The organism is Paenibacillus protaetiae (genome assembly GCF_004135365.1).
GTDB lineage: Bacteria > Bacillota > Bacilli > Paenibacillales > Paenibacillaceae > Paenibacillus_AP > Paenibacillus_AP protaetiae.
The window spans coordinates 2,518,010-2,537,081 of sequence record NZ_CP035492.1; the positions used below are offsets into that span (position 1 = coordinate 2,518,010).

The 19,072-nt window shown below is 49.7% G+C and carries 11 protein-coding genes and 2 pseudogenes; 2 read left to right on the forward strand and 11 right to left on the reverse strand.

The genetic code is table 11. The features are described 5' to 3' along the window. Window positions 1–64: 64 nt before the first annotated feature. From ET464_RS11745 to ET464_RS11765, 5 genes and pseudogenes are all read right to left on the reverse strand, one after another. Window positions 65–1,408: a glycoside hydrolase family 30 protein gene (locus tag ET464_RS11745; protein ID WP_129441099.1), complete on the reverse strand. Its 1,344-nt coding sequence runs from the start codon at window positions 1,406–1,408 to the stop codon at window positions 65–67. A 49-nt stretch (window positions 1,409–1,457) separates the two neighbouring features. Continuing rightward, on the reverse strand, window positions 1,458–3,107 hold the full coding sequence (locus ET464_RS11750) for a type 2 periplasmic-binding domain-containing protein (protein WP_129441101.1): 1,650 nt from the start codon (window positions 3,105–3,107) through the stop codon (window positions 1,458–1,460). A gap of 70 nt (window positions 3,108–3,177) precedes the next feature. Beyond that, window positions 3,178–4,064, reverse strand: a pseudogene (locus ET464_RS11755) (carbohydrate ABC transporter permease). Window positions 4,065–4,088: 24 nt separating this feature from the next. Beyond that, window positions 4,089–5,071 (reverse strand): annotated as a pseudogene (locus ET464_RS11760) (ABC transporter permease). 145 nt (window positions 5,072–5,216) lie between these two features. Continuing rightward, complete coding sequence (locus ET464_RS11765) at window positions 5,217–6,227, reverse strand: LacI family DNA-binding transcriptional regulator (protein WP_129441103.1); 1,011 nt, start codon at window positions 6,225–6,227, stop codon at window positions 5,217–5,219. Between the two features lie 246 nt (window positions 6,228–6,473). Here ET464_RS11765 and ET464_RS11770 point away from each other — a divergent pair, with 246 nt between their 5' ends. Beyond that, window positions 6,474–8,303, forward strand: a complete 1,830-nt coding sequence (locus tag ET464_RS11770) for a sensor histidine kinase (RefSeq protein ID WP_129441105.1) — start codon at window positions 6,474–6,476, stop codon at window positions 8,301–8,303. A gap of 14 nt (window positions 8,304–8,317) precedes the next feature. Further along, complete coding sequence (locus ET464_RS11775; protein WP_129441107.1) at window positions 8,318–9,910, forward strand: response regulator transcription factor; 1,593 nt, start codon at window positions 8,318–8,320, stop codon at window positions 9,908–9,910. An 86-nt stretch (window positions 9,911–9,996) separates the two neighbouring features. Here the strand turns inward: ET464_RS11775 and ET464_RS11780 are convergent, their stop codons facing one another. The 6 genes from ET464_RS11780 to ET464_RS11800 all read right to left on the reverse strand — a co-directional run bounded on the left by ET464_RS11780 (window position 9,997) and on the right by ET464_RS11800 (window position 19,007). Further along, window positions 9,997–12,189, reverse strand: a complete 2,193-nt coding sequence (locus tag ET464_RS11780) for a heparinase II/III domain-containing protein (protein ID WP_129441109.1) — start codon at window positions 12,187–12,189, stop codon at window positions 9,997–9,999. 49 nt (window positions 12,190–12,238) lie between these two features. Next, window positions 12,239–15,097 (reverse strand): alpha-mannosidase, encoded by a 2,859-nt coding sequence (locus tag ET464_RS11785; protein WP_208543853.1) that lies wholly within the window; start codon window positions 15,095–15,097, stop codon window positions 12,239–12,241. Between the two features lie 8 nt (window positions 15,098–15,105). Then, window positions 15,106–15,333: a hypothetical protein gene (locus tag ET464_RS20010; protein ID WP_208543854.1), complete on the reverse strand. Its 228-nt coding sequence runs from the start codon at window positions 15,331–15,333 to the stop codon at window positions 15,106–15,108. A gap of 102 nt (window positions 15,334–15,435) precedes the next feature. Next, window positions 15,436–17,082: a type 2 periplasmic-binding domain-containing protein gene (locus ET464_RS11790; RefSeq protein ID WP_129441111.1), complete on the reverse strand. Its 1,647-nt coding sequence runs from the start codon at window positions 17,080–17,082 to the stop codon at window positions 15,436–15,438. Window positions 17,083–17,140: 58 nt separating this feature from the next. Then, a complete protein-coding gene (locus tag ET464_RS11795) occupies window positions 17,141–18,028 on the reverse strand; it encodes a carbohydrate ABC transporter permease (protein WP_129441113.1) in 888 nt (295 codons plus the stop codon). Window positions 18,029–18,050: 22 nt separating this feature from the next. After that, the gene (locus ET464_RS11800; protein ID WP_208543855.1) at window positions 18,051–19,007 is read right to left on the reverse strand and encodes an ABC transporter permease; all 957 of its coding nucleotides are present in this window, start codon (window positions 19,005–19,007) and stop codon (window positions 18,051–18,053) included. Window positions 19,008–19,072: the final 65 nt, after the last annotated feature.

Genomic DNA, 19,072 nt, shown 5'->3' on the forward strand with positions numbered 1-19,072 from the left:
ACGGGCTGTTCAGCAATCAAAAAAGCATTGCCTTCCGCTAAGGGACGGCAATGCTTTTTGATTTTTATTTTGCAATGACGGTCAGCGCGCTTTTAGGCGCAAGGCTCAAGGCTGCGGCATGGCCGCCCGGCAGATTCAGTTCAACGTTCGAAGTTTCGCCGCTGTCATTGAACAGCACGACGGCAATAGAACCGTCCGCGTTGCGGAAAGCAACCGAACGAATCTCTTCTTTGCTCGACTCCGACGCAATGCGCACCGCTTTCGGGCGGATCGCTTTGCTGAAATGCGCAAGCGCATAATAATCAAGCGTATACGTCAGCTCTTTCGTCTGCTGGTTCACGGTTACGATGCCCCGGCAGGTGCTTTGGCCAAAGCCAGGAACGGCCGGCCCGTTGTTCTCATCCAGCGCCATATTCCAAAGCACAAACGATTTGCTATGATTGCGCAAAATTTCGATTCCCGTCCGCATCACGTTGGAGAACGCCTTCTCAAACGGCGGAATCCACTCGCCGCCGGAGCCTTCGGTGAAATGCACTTCTTTCCCCGGGAACGCTTCAAGCACATCCGTTTGGGCGGACGGACGGCCGCCGTACCAGTGCCAAGCGACGCCGTCGACCGCATCGCCGGCTTGCTCCAGCACAGTCAGCGGATATTCCGGCTTGTCCCAGTTATGGTCGTAGCATAAAATTTTCGTGCCAATGCCGTTTCTCACGAAGCTTGGCTTCAAATAATCGCGTACGAATTCCGCTTGCGCTTCCGGCGGGAAAATCATGCCCGGGTAATGAACCGGCGAATACAGCGCTTCGTTCTGCGGCGTTACGGCGTAAACCGGCAAGCCATGCGCAGCGTAGCTTTGAATATAACGTACAAAATAGTTCGCATACGACGCGTAATAACGCGGCTCCAGCTCGCCGCCGATCATCGAGCCGCTTGTTTTCATCCAGCCTGGCGGGCTCCATGGCGAGCCCATCAGCTTCACGTCCGGGTTAAGGCGCACCGCTTCCTGAAGAAGAGGAATAATATCCTCTTCATCATGAGCGATAGAGAAGCCTTCCAGCTGCTCGTCGGTTTGCCCGTCAGGCAAATCGTTATAGCTGTAAAAATCACGGGCGTAATCGGACGCGCCCATCGGATTGCGCAGCACCGACAATCCGATGCCGTCTTCCGCATCAAACAGTTTGCGCATTAGTCCGGCGCGCTGTTCAGGCTCCAGCACTTGATTGATCAAATAGGCGGACGAGTCCGTAAACGAAGCGCCAAAGCCGTCCATCTCCTGATACGTCACGCTGTCGTCAACCGTAATTGCGGCAAGCTCCGCTTCTGAAGAAGCCGGCGCAAGCTGCCGGGGCGCCTGTTCGTTAAACAACTCGCCTTCGCCTTTGGAATAATACAATTTAAGATCCAGCATGTTGGTTCCCTCCCATGATGTCTATGTTTACCCTATCCTTGCAATCGGTTTATTGAATGCCCAGCTTTTCTTTGTTGGCTTTCATTTTGTCCGAGCGGATCTGTACGATCTTATCCCAGCCATTTTGATCCAGGAACGATTTGTAATCGTTCAGCGCCGAGTCGAAACCTTTATCATCCTTGGCGCGGATCATGCTGACCATATCGGAGTTCCATTTGGTATCAATGGCGCTGAGGGCGCGGGCTTCAGGCGTGCCTGGATCCGGGTTAATATTTTCGAGAATAAAGTGCGGCACAAGCTTGCCTTTGCCCCATTCCTGCATTTGCTTGATGGCATCCGGGAATGCATCTGCGCTTAACGCTTTGTAACGGTCATGGCCGAAGAAAATAAATTCGCCCATCCGGTATTCTTTCTTGAATTTATCCGGATCGCTCAGGCGGACTTGGTTCGTTTCAGGCGTAAAGGATACTTTGCCGTTTGCATCTTTTGTATACGTTTGGCCTTCGATCCCGTAGTTCGTCAGCATTTGACCTTCGTCGCTCAGCAAATACGTAAACAATTCGATAGCTTTCGCAGGGTCTTTCGCTTTTTTGGTTACAAAGCTGATCATCCAGCCGGTAATGCCCGATTGGTTCAGCGCCGGCTTGTTGCCCACTGTGCTTTGCGGCCCGTCAATCGCGATATATTGCTCATCCGGGTGAGCCGTCATAAACGCCTGCAGGTTGCCGCCTTGCTGAGGCGTGCCATCCAGCAGCATCGTCGCATATTTGCCGGATTTTACTTTTTCCTCGAACGCAGTGCCGTCATCTGCGAAGCTGTCATCGCTGATCAGGCCGTCGCGGTAAGTTGCGTTCAATGTTTTCAGCCAGGTCAAATAGTCCGTGTCCAAGTTGCGGTTGTAGAAGCCGCCGTTGCTGTCTTCCAGCGGAACGCCAAGGAAGTCTTGGAATACGTTGCCGAGCGAGCCTGTGCCTGTGCCGATGGAGTTGAAGCCAAATGGCAGAAGGTCCGGGAATTTCTGTTTGATTTGTTTCAGTACCGATTCGAATTGCTCAGGCGTGCCCATTTCCGGTTTGCCAAGCGCTTCATATACGTCCTTGCGGATAATAAAGGCGGTTTTGGCAGGGATATTGCCGCTGTCATAATCCGCTTGCGTATTGGAATAGTCCGGGTAGCCGTACGTTTTGCCGTCTTTCATCTGGAACCAGTTAAGCGTATCTTTGGAAGCTACTTTATAGAAATAAGGGTCGTATTTATCGGCCAGGTCGTTAATCGGAACCGCCCACGAATTAGCTTTTTGCACAACTTGGGAGTTGGCGTCAAATACAGTAATCAGGTCAGGCATATCGCCGCCGGCAAAAAACGTATTCAGCTTCGTGTCGTCGCCGGTAATGAATTTGATGTTAATGTTCAGGTCTTCTTTAATTTTTTTCGTCACGACGTCGTTGCCGAAGTCGGTGTTCCACCAGTCGGCGTTCACATACCAGGTCAATGTTGTCGGCTGATCCCGTTTGTCCACCTGCCATGAAGGCGTGTTGGGATCCGGAGTAAAGCCGGCGGCTGCGGCGTTATCTTTTTTCGAGCCTGATCCGCTGTTATTGTTGTTGGACGAGCAGCCGGATGCCACAAGCGTAACCGCAAGCGCCGCCGTCAAAACCGTGAGTCCTTTTTTGCCAAAAACATGTTTTAACTTCACCATTTTGTAATCCTCCCTTTTTTAAATAAAGCGCTTACCAAGCACGTCTTGCTGCCTTACTTGAAAAGTTCCTTTACTCTTTCACCGCCCCTACCATCATTCCGGAGATAAAGTACTTTTGAAGTATTGGATAAATCACAACAATCGGCAATGTTGTAATGACAATCGTTGCGAGTTGAACCCCTTTGGTTGCGACATCAATTACGGCCGAACCCCCGATATTTTGCATCGACTGGGTTTGCGACTGCACGATAATTTCGTACAGCTTCATTTGCAGCGGGTACAGCCATTGGTCGGTAATGTAAAGCTTGGTTGTCATAAAATCATTCCATTGCCCAACCCCGTTGAACAGTGCGATGGTAGCCATAGCCGGCATGGACAGCGGAATAAAGATTTTCAAGAAGATCCGCCAGTCGCCGGCGCCGTCGATTTTGGCGGATTCCTCCAGCGATTCCGGCACATTGCGGAAAAAGTTCATTAAGATGATGACATCGTAAAAGCTTAAAAGCGCAGGGATAATATAAACCCAGAAGCTGTTCAGCAGGCCAAGGGATTTGATCAGCAGGTAAGTCGGAATCATGCCCCGGAGAAAAACATCGTAATGACGCCCATCGCCACGTAAAACTTGCGGCCGCGAACATGCTTTTTGCTTAAGCCGTAGCCGATCATGGCACAGAAGAAAACATGCGTCCCGACGCCAAGCAGCGTTTTGGCAATGGAGATAAAAAACGACTGCCAAATGCTGTCATCCCGGAATACCGCCCGGTAATTTTCAAGCGAGAAATCAGTCGGCCAAAAAATAAAGCCGCCTTCCGCCAGCGATTTGCCCGAGCTGAGGGATGAAATGATGACGTTCCATAATGGAATTACAATGATTAAGGTGAATAAGACAAGCAACACGATATTGACGGTATCGAATATACGGCTATCCCAATCTCTTTTAGCTGCTTTAACGTTCACAGCCGTGCCTCCCCTCAAGCTGGCCTATAATACGGATTGATTATCATTCAGACGGCTAGTAATTTTGTTTGCCGTGACAAGCAAAATAACGGATACAATAGAAATCCCGAGACCTACAGCTGTTGCATAGGAGAAATCCCCTGCGTCAAGCCCATGCGATATACATAGGAGTTAATAACCTCCGCTTTATCGCGGTTTTGCGAGTTCATCAGAACCAGTGTCTGATCCAGGTTGGAGCCCAGTAAACCGCTTACAGTCAGGATCAGGTTTAAGCTGATAATGTTTCGCATGTTCGGCAGCGTAATGTTCCAAATTTGCCGCAGCCGGCCGGCGCCGTCGATTTTGGCCGCTTCGTAATACGTCGGGTCGATTTTAGCCATGACAGCCAAGTACAAAATCGTCCCCCATCCGGCGCTTTTCCAAATGTCGGACAATGTGGCGATCCACCAATATTTGCCCGCATCTAGCAAAATGTTATGAGGCTTCGAAATGATATGAAGGTCAAGCAGCAGCTCGTTGAACAAGCCGGTTGTGGAAAACCACGTGATGAGCATGCCGCCCAGCACGATCCACGATAAAAAGTGCGGCAAATACGAAATCGTTTGCACGAATTTTTTCAGCCGGCCCAATCGGACTTCGTAAATCATAATCGCCAAAATAATCGGAACTACAAAGCCGATGGCGAGCTTCAGGAAGCTGATGCCAAGCGTATTGACAACGGAATCCCAAAAATATTTGTCCGTCATAATAATATGGAAGTTATCAAAGCCAACCCACGGGGCGGAGCTTAAAGTATCGATAACGGTGTAGTTTTTAAAGGCGATCGACAAGCCGTAAATCGGAATGTAGCAAAAAATAAACATAAAAATAATACCGGGAAGAATCATCGACTGAAGCTCCCACTGGCGGAAGAAATCAACAATAAACGCTTTTATTCTTTGTCCCATCGGCTTTTTGCCGACAGCTTGAACGACGCCAGCTTCCGTAGCTGCTGCTGTTCTGCTCACCTGCTACTCCTCCTTTTTTAAAACATGCCCTCTAAAAAAATAAAAACGTTTTTATTTTAAGTCAAAAAAACCCCCTTGTACGAACTCCAAAATAAAAAAAATGAAGGTATCTCTTAGTCAGCGAATCGGGTCAGCGGCGATGCAGCTAATTCCGGTCGATTCGAACTTGGCTGGACTGGCGGACAATAAGCTCGCCGGTCAGTTTCTGAATGCGGCCCTGCTCTTTTTTTTGAATCATGCGGACCAGATGCTCGACAACCAATATGCCTTGCCTCGCAATCTGGTTGCGCACCGTTGTTAACGGCGGCGTAAAGTATTGCGCGATATCAATATCGTCAAAGCCAACAACGCTGATGTCCTGCGGCACCTCGTAACCTTGCGACTTTAACGCCCGCATGCAGCCGATTGCGCTTAAGTCGTTGCCGGCGAGAAAGGCGTCGGGCACTTTGCCGGGATGAAGATGAAGGAATGTTTTGACTGCGTTGTAAGAACCCTCTTCTTCGAAGTAGCCTTGCAAAATATAGCTTTCATCAATCGGGAACTGATAGTCGCGCAAGGCTGCAAGATACCCTTCCTTCCGCTGCACGCTGTCAAACATCGTATTTACGCCGGAAATATAGGCGATTTTTTTATGCCCCAGATTAATTAAATATTTGGTCGCTTCATATCCGGCTACGAAAGAATCGAATATAATGCTGCCCATCGTTTCATTTTGCACGATACGGTCCAGAAAAACCGTTTTTATTTTATGCTTTTCCATAACGGCAATATCCCGTTCATCAATTTTCAGCTCTTCGAAAATAATGACCCCGTCAACACGGCCGCCTAAAATATTGCTCATAATAACTTGCTTGTCCTTCGTAACAAACACGTTTAAACCATAGCCAAGACGGTCGCATTCCCTTGCCATGGACTCCACCAGCGTATAGAAATACGGACCGGACACGCTGGTCGTAAAAAATCCAAGCATCTTGGACTTGCCCGACTTCAGCAGCTTGCCGTTTAAATTCGGCACGTAATTTAACCGTTTTGCAACGTTAAGCACATGGTTTTTCGTTTCCGGATTTAATACATCTACATCATTTAAGGCATTGGAAACAGTAGATATTGAAACTCCCGCTTCTCTTGCAACATCCTTAATGGTGACTTTGCCCATAACAAAATTCTTCCTTTACAATAAAAACGTTTTTATATACACAACTTACCATAGAAGCGTTTTCAAAACAATACTTTTTTTTCGAATGCGGAGCCTGCGCCTTCCTGCATCTTCCCGAAGGGCAGCGCCGCCATTCGTTAAAGACCGCTTAAATCCATGATGGAGAAAGGGTTTTCATCACTTTTTGTCGAATAGAAATAGGACGGTTTTGTTTCCTTATTTCGCCTGTTTACGGAGCTGATTACGATGAAAACGACCATTCAAACGCAGTTTTTTGTTTATTATTTATTTCTGTCGGTTATACCGCTGCTGGCGTTATCCTATTATTCGTATGCCAGCATCAAAACGAACGCCGAGCAGGAGCTTGTCAATACCATTTCATTTGATGTGCGGCAAAGCCAGTCATCGCTTGATAATTTGTATACCCGGTTCCAGAAATATACCGATATCATCTCTAACTCTACAACCTTCTACAATTCCGTCATTTCCATCGCCAGCGATATTCAGACCGGCAATATGCAGCAAGCTATTTATACCGGCGCTATGAACCTCGATCCGCAAATTAAAAGCCTGTTTGCTACCGATGACGATATCGCTGCCGCACTAGTTGTCATTGACGGGCGCCCCGTTTACAGCTACAAAGATTTTATATCCATCAACAACCATTTCGACCAAAACCCGATTATCGCCAATACGATCAATACGCCGAACATGCACTGGTTCAGCAGCCAGTCCAACCCCTTTGGTTTGTTTGACGGCGAATATACCGTTATTACCAAAAACGTATACGACATTATGGGCTATAACCCCAAAGAAAGCTTATGCCAATTCATTATTCTCGTGCGGCAGCAGCGCATTACCGACATATTGAACAGCCATCTGCGGCTTGCGGACAGCATGGTCAGCGTTATGGACGACAGCCATACGATCATCGCCAGCAATATGGACGGCACGGCTGCGAGCAGCGCCCGGTTCCGGGATATTACGAACCGGATCCCTTCCGGCCGTTCTGGCCAGGATACACAGTATATCGGCCGGTATCTCGTGCTGCAAAGCTTCTCCAATGTGTCCAGCTGGCATATTATTCAGCTGTCCCCGTCCAGGCTCGTGACGAAAGCTTCCTCTTCGATCATTTTATTTACGGTCGTACTCATTATCAGCCTGCTCCTCGTAATGTTTTTGTTCTCCTATTTTATTTCGAAGGAAATTATTTTGCCGATCAAACGGCTTGCACATGCCATGAAAAAGGTTGGCGAAAAAAACATCGTCATTTCCATCGCAAAACATTCGCGGAACGAAATCGGAGAAATCATTAACGGCTTCAACCAGATGGTGCGCCGGATCGATAATTTATTTAAACTTACAATTGAAATCGAAGGCCAAAAAAGAAAGTCCGAAATTGACATGCTGAAATATCAAATTAATCCTCATTTTTTATACAACACGATTAATTCCATCCGGTTTTCGGCGATGAACCATCAGGATGAAGTCACCGCCGGCATGCTCGTAACATTAAGCCGGCTGCTTCGAAATACGCTGAGCCATTCCGATCTTGCGATTCAGCTGCAGCAGGAAATTCAAAATATAGATGATTATATTCAGCTGCAGCAGCTCCGGTACAACAACTTGCTGCATGTAGAATACCGGATCGACGATCAGACGCGCTTTTTATATGTTCCCCATATGATTTTGCAGCCTATTGTGGAAAACGCAATTTTGCACGGCTTAAGCCAAAAGCTGAATTCCGGCGAATACGCCGGCATCGTCATTTCATCGCAGCTGACGGATAACTTTATCCATGTCATCTCGGTCTATGACAACGGCATCGGCATTCCTAACGCGATGCTGGAGCGGATACTGGAACAAGATGCATCAACCATTGTGTCCGACTCGCTTCATATCGGCCTCGTGAACATCCATAAACGGATCCGGCTGCAATACGGCGAACCTTACGGCATCGAGCTGGAAAGCGCTGAAGGATTGTACGCCAATGTCCGGATCGTATTGCCTGTCCTTAAGCATATAGACGATACGGTACCTATCTCCTTCGAACAGCTTGAAAAAAACTATACTTAAATGGAGGCAAATGCATGTTGAGAGCAATCATCGTAGACGACGAGCCGTATGTGAGGCAAATGATCAAAGGCATGATTCCTTGGCAGCAGATGGACATGGAGCTGGCCGGCGAGTTTTATAACGGAGAAGACGCGTATCAGTTTATCGAGCAGCATTCCGGCATTGATGTGGCGTTCACCGACTTAAGGATGCCGGTGATGGATGGCCTGCATTTAATCCGCCGTGCGCTGGAGGTGCGCCCCGGGCTTAATTTTATCGTCGTCAGCGCTTATGACGATTTTCATTTGGTGAAGGATGCCTTTATGCTTGGCGCCAAAGACTATTTGCTGAAGTCTGAAATGACCGAGCAGCAAATCCGGCATGTGCTGTCACGGCTGCAAGAGAAGGCCGCCGCTAATTCAGGCGGCTTAAGCGAAGGACCGGAGAAGGGCAGCGCGTATGACGGGCAATATTGGCTGAAGGAAACGCTGCTCAGCCGGCTTGCCGCCGGCCATATTAGCGCAGCGGATATCGGTACGCTGCAAAGCCTGCTGAGCGGCCATGCGCCCAAAAAATGGCGTAGCATGATGGTGAAGCTGCATAAGCCAAACGGGCAAGCTGCTCCGCCGGCCGGTTCCTTCGCGGCGGAAATAACCCGTTATGTAATGGAGCAGGAGGAGGCGCTCGCTTGCCGTGAACAAATGCGCTGCGACATAGCAGCCGTTTCGCCCTATGAATACATGCTGGTGCTGCAATATGCCGTTCATGAAGCCGAAGCGGCCATGAACAGCCATATGACGGAATTATCCAGCCGGCTTAAACTTGAAGGGCTTTGTGCCAGCATCGGCATCAGCCGCACGTCAGCCGACTTCGCCAAGCTGCCTGCGCTGGCGGAAGAAGCGCGCTTATGCGCCGCATATTGCTTTATTGCCGGCAACGGCTCTATCATCCGCTATACGCCGCAGCTGGCAGAACCTTCGCCGATGGAGATCAATGCCGCCGGCAGAACCGCGCAGCTCAAAAAGCTGCTGAATACGTTATGGCTTGAACAAGGCAAGGCGGCGGATTTAACCGGTATCGCCATCTCCCCTTCATCCGTCTGTGTCCGGCACATTCAGGCAGTAGCGGACCTGTACATGAAATATCATTTTGTACTTGTTGATTTTGCCCAGCAAAACGGGCTGTTCACAGGCGCCACCGCGGCTTTAAGCGCGGAATACGAGCAGCACTGGAAGCATAACGGCGACCTGCATTCGTTAAACCAATGGCTGGCGTCCTTTATTCATGCACTTCAAACCTATAGAGGCGAGCATTCGATTATTCATCAAATCAAGCTGTATATGGCCAGCCATTATACGGATGACATCAGCCTGCAATCCGTCGCGGGCAAATTTAATATTAACAGCAGCTACTTAAGCCGGTTATTTTCCGAGAAGGAAAACGCCAGTTTTGTTGATTATTTATCGCACATCCGCATCTCGAAGGCGATGGAGCTGATGAAAACTTCCCATTTCAAAATCTACGAAATATGCGAAAAGGTCGGGTATACATCGCCGGAACATTTCAGCCGGACATTCAAAAAAATGACCGGCAAAAGCCCCAAGCAGTTTATGGACGGGCGCAGCTGACAAGCCGTCCCTCATGTTCTATACCAACAACAAGAAACCGCCTGGTCCGGGGGAACAGACGGTTTCTGCTATTTCAGCAAGTTGAATCAGAAACGGAATACGCTGGTGCCGGCCTTCAGGCCGAATTTGGCCAGCTCGGCATCCGGCGCTTGCGAAGTTTTGAAATACCCGCTTGCATCCGCTTTCGCAGCTGCTGTAATTGTACGATCTTCATAATTAAGCAGCACATCGTGTTTCAACATTGAGGACATATAGCAAACGCCGTTGATGCGAAGCACGCTGCCGTTGTGCATAGCTGTTTGCACGATTTCACCCTGGCGGTTTGTTTTAATATATACGAGAAACGCATCGGTGCCGATATCTTTATACCGCAAGGTTGCATTCTCGTGCATTAATCTGCCGTCGGCGAGCAAGTTGCAGATGATGCGTTCCGTATATTCCTCTCTCTCGATGATCACTTCGTTCGCATGATCGTCCTCATCGGTTGTAAATGTAACGGTGCTGTCGCATGCAGGCAGCTTGAACGCATGAATGAATTTGCCCCTCCTGCCGCTAGTCGACGCCGATATTTGCAAATAATCAGCTTCGGGCGTTGTGCGTTGCGGCGTCTTCACTTCATGCGTAAAACCCGGCTGAAGCCGCCACTCATGACCACGCGGGAACAGGCTGTGAACAGCAAGCTCCACACCGTCATGGTTTACCGTCGCAAGGCTTCCGCTTCTGCTGATCGTCCCGTTCACATGCAGATTATAATGCAGCGTCCCGTCCTGATACGCAAACAAATCATCCGCCATTACCATAACATCCTTCAAAAAAATAACGTGGCGGAAATAACGCTGAAACTGGTTAATAAACGGCCCGGCACAGTCAGCCAGCAAATATTTATAATTCCCTGCCGGCAGCCAGACCGGGAAGCTGCCCATATATTTCGTTCCTTGATAACGAAGATCGTCCGTCTGCAAACCATCGTTGAATTGGACAACATTATGCGCCTGCGGCTTAATATAGTAGCCGGCGTACTTCGGGTCGCTGTAGCTGCATGTTCCGGAATCGGTTATAAACAGCTTCCCGCAGCTGGCCAGCTCGAATGTCCCCGCATCAATATGGTTATGGTTCCAGCTCTCCCCCGTCTTCATAAAAAAAGACGTATCCGTATCGGCAAACCCGGTGCGAATGGCGGCGTAACCGGAATAGGAAATGATCTGCTCCGCAGGCGGCAGCGGGCCGCTCTCGTCCAGATCCGCTTCGTAAAAATAAAATTCGTAAGGCATAATGAGCTTGGCGCAAAGCTGCTTGAACTGTTTTTGCGTCCAGCCTTTGTTATACCGGCTGCACAAATAAAATATATATTGCGTTTGTTTCTCCGGCACGGACACATCGCCAAAATCAGCAAAACGCGGGCCATCCGACAGCAGATGGAAAAACGAGCCGTAATAATCGGCGGACTTCTCTTCCAGCTCGCTGAACTGCAGCTCGTCCCGGTTATAATCTTTGCGCAGCAGCTCTCTGAACAGACAATAATTCGAGAAGGCGTACATGAAGTAATTGAGGTACTCCAGAAAATCGCCGTCCGGCCCAAAGTTGGCGTTTTTGTTCTGCAGCACGTTGCCGGGATAAGTAATCCATTCGCGAAGCGCGTCGATCGTCTGCTCCAAATAATTATGAAAGCGGGGCACCCGTTCCGGCCCCAGCACCAGCAGCACGACACCCATTCCGCCGATGCATACCGTCCACCAATTATGCCCCATCGTATCGAGCGCATTGACATGAAGCTCCGGCGACAGCCAGTCCTCGTACAGCGGATGCACACATTGGTCCAGCAAAACGGACGTTATCCGCCCGATTTCCTCCTCGGACAGCTGATCCATAATATTTTGCAATGCAACTGCCAGATTGACGCCTACATCGGCCGTCGTTAAATCCGACTTCCAAATCACTCTGCGGTCTACATGAGCCATCCATACGCTGGACAAACTTACAAGCGATATGAGCTGTTTCGTTAGCTCCGCGTGCGCTTCATCCTTCTCCAGCAAATAAAGGAAAGAAGCCCGCACCGCAAGCTCCGAATATTCCCGGACAAAAGCGGCGCGTTCGCCGTAAGCCTGTTCATCCTCCTGCGACTGCCGGTCTAAACGGAGGAGAAGCTGGCGCTTCTCCTCCAAATTCATCCGGCCTGCAGCCGTCACATCCTGCTTCAGCTGCTTGAAGCCGGCCGCGGCGTAAGGGTCTTTGCCGGCCGTTTCGCGGATTCGCTCTATCGCTGATGTATCGAATAACATAATCGGTTCACTGCCTTTCCGTTTTCCTGGATCGATATTTGATTTCAGCTTAATAACTGATTTTTATCGTCTTAATTTCAAACGGCTTGAAGCAGAGCGGAATATCATTAACCGCAGCCAGCACATCCTGTACTTCCTCCAGCATGTTGGTTACGGCAGCCTGCCGCACATCCCGCTCAAACGCCAATGCCGCATTCGTATACGTGCCTTCCGCTTCATACAGCCGTACGATATAAGCGTTATCATTGTCTTCGCAAGGCTTGATCGCTTCAATGATTACATTCGGTTCGCTCACGCGAATGAAAGACGCATAACTGCATTCGCCCGGAATAAGGAGCGGCTTGTAGTTAAACGCATACGCCGGCTGAATGACGGTATCTGCGTCAAACCCGCCGTTATGAGGCATAAACGCATATTCGCAAGCATGCAGCCCTTTATCCCCGCGGTAATCCGGACGGCAGCCGCCTTTATGCAAAGTAAGGCCCATCTGCGACTGGTGGACGGAAATGCCGTATTTGCAATCGTTTAATATCGCAGCGCCGTAACGGTTCTCGGATAAGTCGGTATATTTATGATTGCAGACTTCAAATTTGGCCTGTTCTACGGCGGTATTTCGGGTTGTCGGGCGTTTCATGTAACCGAATTGCAGCTCCTGCCTTGCAAAATCGGCCAAGATGCTCGTATCGAAGACGGTTTTCAGCAGGCGGTGGTCATCTTGCCAGTCCATAACCGTTTCAAACTTGATCTGCTTGCTGCCGGCGTAAAAGATAACATCCTGCACAAGGCTTGAACGCTCGGTCAGCCGGTACGCATTGCGGATGCGGAATTCCACTTCGCCGTCAGAGATGACTTCGCTTGCCAGAAGCACTGCATTGTCCCGGAACTTCAGCTCCACATCGGCGTCGATATCCCAGCTGTCCCAGGCAGTTGGCACATCCTCCGCCATTAGCAGCGTATTAAGCGCATATCCTTGTCCTCTCAGTTCGCGGTTCATGCTTTTATCAATCAACGATGCCATATAGCCCCGTTCATCCAATACCACCTTATACAACGGTGTATCAAGCACCCGGCCGTCATACGTAAAACAGGAGCCGGCTGCCGGATACCCGGCTTCAAGCTCAAGCACCGCCGACGATAATGCCTTCACTTGTACTCCCGCGACGGCCAGCTTGCGGCTGCCGGACACATCGGTAACAACTTGCTGCTTATAGCCGCCTTTTACAACCAAACCTTCTTTATAATCCAAATAAATGACGTCCGACCGGTCAAACGACAACGTATTCAGCACCGATAGTTTGCCATTGTCGGGCTTAGCCGGCACCGTCTGGCGTATCCTTTGCTCCGCTGTATGAATAAGCTCCGTTGTTTCCGCGATGCTTTGGTCATGAACGGCCGGAATTGACGTCCCTGGCAAAATATCATGGAACTGGTTAATGAGCAGTGTTTCGACAAGCGGCTTTATATCCGTGTCACGGCTTGCCTCCCCCTGCTCCGCTGCGCTGCGCACCGTCAAATATTCCAAATCATGGATGCGGATTTCCGCCAGCCGGTTATTGCGCTTAATCGTATGCTGATTCGTAAGCGTGCCGCGGTGAAGCTCGAGGTACAGCTCGCCGGCGTATACGGGCGGAGCTGTCACCGACTGCTCCAGCCGCTGCATAAAATCGCCGACGAACATCGTTTCTACACGCGGGCATCCTTCCAGGTCGGCCGCCCTCCGCGCCATTTCGATCATCTCAAACTGCGGTCCGCCCCCGCCGTCGCCGTAACCGTAGGCAAGCAGCCGCATATTCGAAACCGTCTTGTTCGTAATCGCGTCTTTGGACCGGCGGCCGTCCTGAACCGAATCAATGCAGGTTTCCGGGTCCGGCCACAGATGCGTTTTGTTCAGATGCGTCAGCACCTTCGTGCCGTCCAGCCCTTGCCAATAAAACGTATCGTAAGGGAATTTGTTCGTATCATTCCAGGACATCTTGGTCGTCAGGAAATAATCAACGCCGCACCCCTTCATAATTTGCGGAATCGACGGGCTGTAACCAAACGTATCCGGCAGCCAAAATACATTCGATGTATAGCCAAAATGCTCGCGCGTAAACCGCTGTCCCCATACAAACTGGCGGAGCATCATTTCGCCGCCGGTCAAGTTGCAGTCGCATTCGATCCAGACGGCTCCATTCGGCTCATAACGGCCTTCCTTGACCGCCGTTTTAATCCGCTCGAACAGCTCGGGATAATGCTGCAATATCATTTTCCCGTGGTAAGCCGAGCTTTGCACAAATTTGTACTCCGGATATTGCTGCATCAGGTTCAGCTGGTTGGAGTACGTCCGCGCAACTTTCTTCACGGTCTCGTCAATCGTCCAGCGCCACGCCGTATCCATATGGGAATGGCCGATTACCGCTGCCGTAGGCGCAAGCGCCGTATTTGTATATTCATACAAAGGCTTAATAAGCCGGCTTGCCTGTGCAACGGCTTCCTCAAAAGCTTCTTTGCCGATATTGTCCGGGGAATAATACAGCGCCTCATGAATTTGTGTTAAGGTGCGGATAATATGAGCGCGTACAAAGCTGTTGGCATCCAGCGCATTGGCCATCTGGTTGAACGTTTTCAGATCGAAATAAAAGTCGGCCATCAACTCGTTTTTGACGCAAATATCAACCGATTCGTAACTGTTCATGAACTCAGGCCTCGGCGAAGGGGCAAGCGGCGCGCTGGCTGCGGAAAAATGCCCGGCGTATACTTCAAGCGCAATGCTGATCGTTTCCCCGCCCTGCACGTTTGATTTCAGCAGATTGCAATAATGGTTGCCATGGCTCGCCGTAAAAATGCCGGACGGCAGCCCGTTCGTCCACATCAGCGTCTCATGCCCTCCGGTATGCGGCTTCAGAAACAGCGTTTCATTCGCCAATCTTTCGGCTACCCGGTACTCCCCTTTAAACCAGCAATATTGGCCTTCCCTCCCCAGCGTTCGCCCGGGGCAGCTTTGCTGAACAAAGCTTGTTCCGGTATGTGATGAAGCCGCTCGCGTGTCCGGTATATGCCCATCTCGACGGAATCCACTTTCGTAAAGATAAGAGGTTCGATTGTCGTTTCAAATCGTTTCAGCTTGCCCAGCATTCGTTCCGTTTGTTTCTCATTCAGCATGTTGAATCTCTCCCATTCGTTTGCTCCCGGTCTCTAATCCGGCAAAATAGCAATGCCGGGCCGGTCTGTTCCCGGCGCACGGCATTGCCGGCCTGCTTCGCCTTACTTGTTGTACAGCCTGTTGGCGTTGTTTACGAGTTCATCGCCAATTTGCTTTTTCCAGTCGGCGATAAACTTGTCGAAGTCTTCGATTTTTTTCGTTCCGACGATAACGGATGTAAACATCGTGTTCCATTGCGTCAGATAGGTTTGGTTTTTGACATCCAGGTTTTCGCCGGATTCCGATTTAATCGGCCCTTCAACGGTTGGCTTATCCGTCGTAACGAGGTAATCCACATTTTTCCGGCTGTACAAGCCGTTATCGTCATACAGCAGCGTCTGGCGGTTCTCTTGCACATAAGGCGCCAAAATGACTTTATTCACTTCATCCGTCGGGTCAAACTGCGAGTTGAACGGCCAGCCGAACCCTTCCTGCGCTTTGGCGTCATTGGTCGAAAACTCCTGTTTCGTCACGATTGCGCCGTTTACGATAGTGTAATCTTTATCTGGCTGGCCGAATTTGACCAGCTTATACATTTCCGGATCGCTGTAAATTTTATCCCATGCCGACATAATGGCATGCAGCTTGTCGCGGTCCTTCTCGAGCGCTTTGCTGAAGAACGTAATGTTCGTGAACATTGGCGCATTGGCTACAATCGGCTTGCTGCCATCGCCAAGCGTCGGGAACGGTACCCAGTCGAGGGTCGCGTTCGGGAAGTTCGCCAGCAGCTGCGCCCCGATACTTCCTTCGTCATACGGCGGTTTCACTTGCAGGTTTGTATTGTAATATTGGTAGAACAAGGCGTTGCCTTTGACAAACTCGTTAACCGGCGAAGCTGTATTCTGATACATCGTGTAATATTCCGGGTTAATGTATCCGGCTTCATACCATTTGTTCAGCTGAACAAGCGCTTCTCTCATGCCCGGCATAAACGGCGCGTATTGCAGCTGGTTATCCTTGTATATCCAGGCGTCGCGGCGTACCCCGTAAGCAGAAAGGAAATAATACATCGCTTGGCCTTCTCCGCCGTTCTGGACAGTAATCGGGTATTTGTCCGGGTACTTCTCCTTATATTTCTTCAGCAGCGTATCCCAGTCGGCAATCGTTTTCGGCATGCTGACGCCAAGTTCATTCAAAATGTCCGTACGGATAACGACGCCATAAGGCAAGGAGTTGTTCAGGTTGCCGTTATTGAACCCTTTCAGCTCGCCGTTTTTGGAATACAGCTCCAGAATATGGTCCTTCTGATCGCCCGCCCGGCTGACGAACGAGGCGTAAATATTCGGCGCATATTGCTTCACTTCGTCTTCGGTAATCGTTGCAGCCGTATCAAACAGCGCATCGCTGCTGGATGTATATCCGCCATATACATCCGGCATTTCGCCGGAAGCGACAAACAAGTTCAGCTTCGTGTCATAATCGGCATCGGGTACGGCTGTAATTTTCAGATTGAGGCCCAGCTTCTCATTAACTTCCTTCATGACAGCAGAGTTCGGATCCGGTTGAATGCGGTTCGTAAATACGTTGACGGTATAATTCTTTTTGGACGAATCCGGTTTTGCTGACGCCTGATCGGCCGGCGATGCAGACGGCGGATTGCTGTCGGCGCTGCCGCTCCCGCCATTGTTCGACGATGAGCAGCCCGAGAGCGCTATAGCGCCGGCTACAATCAGCGCAAGCGGTGCAGCATACCATTTAACCTTTTTCATTGGCCATTGCTCCTTTTTCAACAATAATCATGTATTTGGTAATTCAGTGAAACCCGCGTCAGCCTTTAACGGCGCCAATCATAATGCCTTTGACAAAATACTTTTGCAGGAACGGATAAACCATAATGATCGGTATGGTCGTAACCAGCAGGATAGCGGCCTTCACCGATTCTGCGGTATACCGCTGGCCGGACATATCCACATTCTCTACGCCCCGAATGTTGGCGAGCGCGGCATCCTGCGCATTGTTTAACACATCACGCAGCAATATTTGCAACACCTTGATTTCGCCGTTGGAAATATAGATCATTGCGTCAAACCACGCATTCCATTGTCCGACCAGCGACCATAACGTAACGGTTGCGATAATGGGAGCGGACAGCGGCAACACGATTTTGAAAAATACGGTTACGTCATTCGCGCCGTCCATGTATGCGCTTTCTTCAACCTCAATAGGCAGCGAAGTAAAAAAGTTGCGGATAATGACGATATTGTAGGCGCTGCAAAGCCCGGGAATAATAAGCGCCCAAACCGTGTTCAGCATATGCAGGTCCTTGACGAGCAGATAAGTTGGAATAAGCCCACCGCCAAAAAACATCGTGAAAACGATCAGCCCCATCCATACTTTCCTCGCCAGCAAATACCGCTTCGAAAGCGGATAAGCGAGCATGGCGGATACCACAACGGTTAGAATCGTGCCAAGCACCGTTCGCAGAATCGTCCAGTAATAAGCATCCCATATCGATCCGGTAGCAAAAATTTGTTTGAACGAATCAAAGGTTGGCTTCAGCGTATATAAATGCAGGCCGATTTCACTGGACTCGTCCGGCGGGCTAATCGAAATAACCGCCTGCTGTACGAACGGGAATACGATCGTCACGCAAATAAACAACATCAGCGTAATGTTAAAAACATCAAACAGGCGGGCGCCTAAACTTTTTTTCATATGCACAGCTCCTTTGATTCGTTTAAAAAACCGTATAGTTGGAGAGCTTGCCTACGATCCAGTTGGATACAAGCACAAGCACAAGCGCAATTACGCTTTTGGCGATCCCCACCGCGGTAGAGAAGCTGTATTGCATTTCCACCAGGCCGATCCGGTACACGAAAGTATCGATAATGTCCGCTGTCGGCATGACCATCGAGTTGTACAAGTTAAAGATCTGGTCGAAGCCGCCGTCCAGGATGCCGCCGAGTCCAAGTACAAACAGCATGCAGATCGTAGGCAAAATGCTGGGGAGGGTAATATAGATGCACTGCTTGAACCGCCCCGCTCCGTCAATCGTTGCGGACTCGTACATATCCGAGTTGATGCCGGCGATCGCAGCCAAATAGATGATGCTGCCGTAGCCGATTTCCTTCCAGACATTCGAGATCAATAAGATTTGCAGGAACGATTTGCTTTCGCCGAGCAGCACATGCGGTTTCCAGCCAAAGATGTCGCACAGCAGGCCGTACAAGCCGTAGCTTGGCGAAACCAGCTGGAAGATCAAGCCCGCAACGATAACCCAAGACAAAAAATGCGGAAGATACGATATCGTTTGCACAATCCGTTTGAACCTGGAGGAAACCAGTTCATTTAAGAGCAAAGCGAACAGAATCGGTGCCGGGAACCCTACCAATATTTTTAACAAGCTGATTTTCAGCGTATTGGCGGTAACGGTCCAAAAATAGTTCATTTCGAACATTTCATGAAAATGCTTGAAGCCTACCCATGGGCTGCCCGCCATGCCGCTTGACGGCTGATAATCTTTGAACGCCATCAAAATGCCGTACATCGGCCCGTACTTAAAAATAAAGAAATAAAGCAAGCCCGGCAGCAGCAGCAAAAATAAAAACCGCTGTTTTTTGAATGTCGCCATCATGCTCCCCTTCTTAGGGGACAAGTTAGCATTTAACTCTAGTTCACTATTCATCGTGCTCATTCGCTTCCCTACTCTCCTTTTGTTGGATTGGCTATCTGTTTATATGAAGCAATGATTTGTAAACG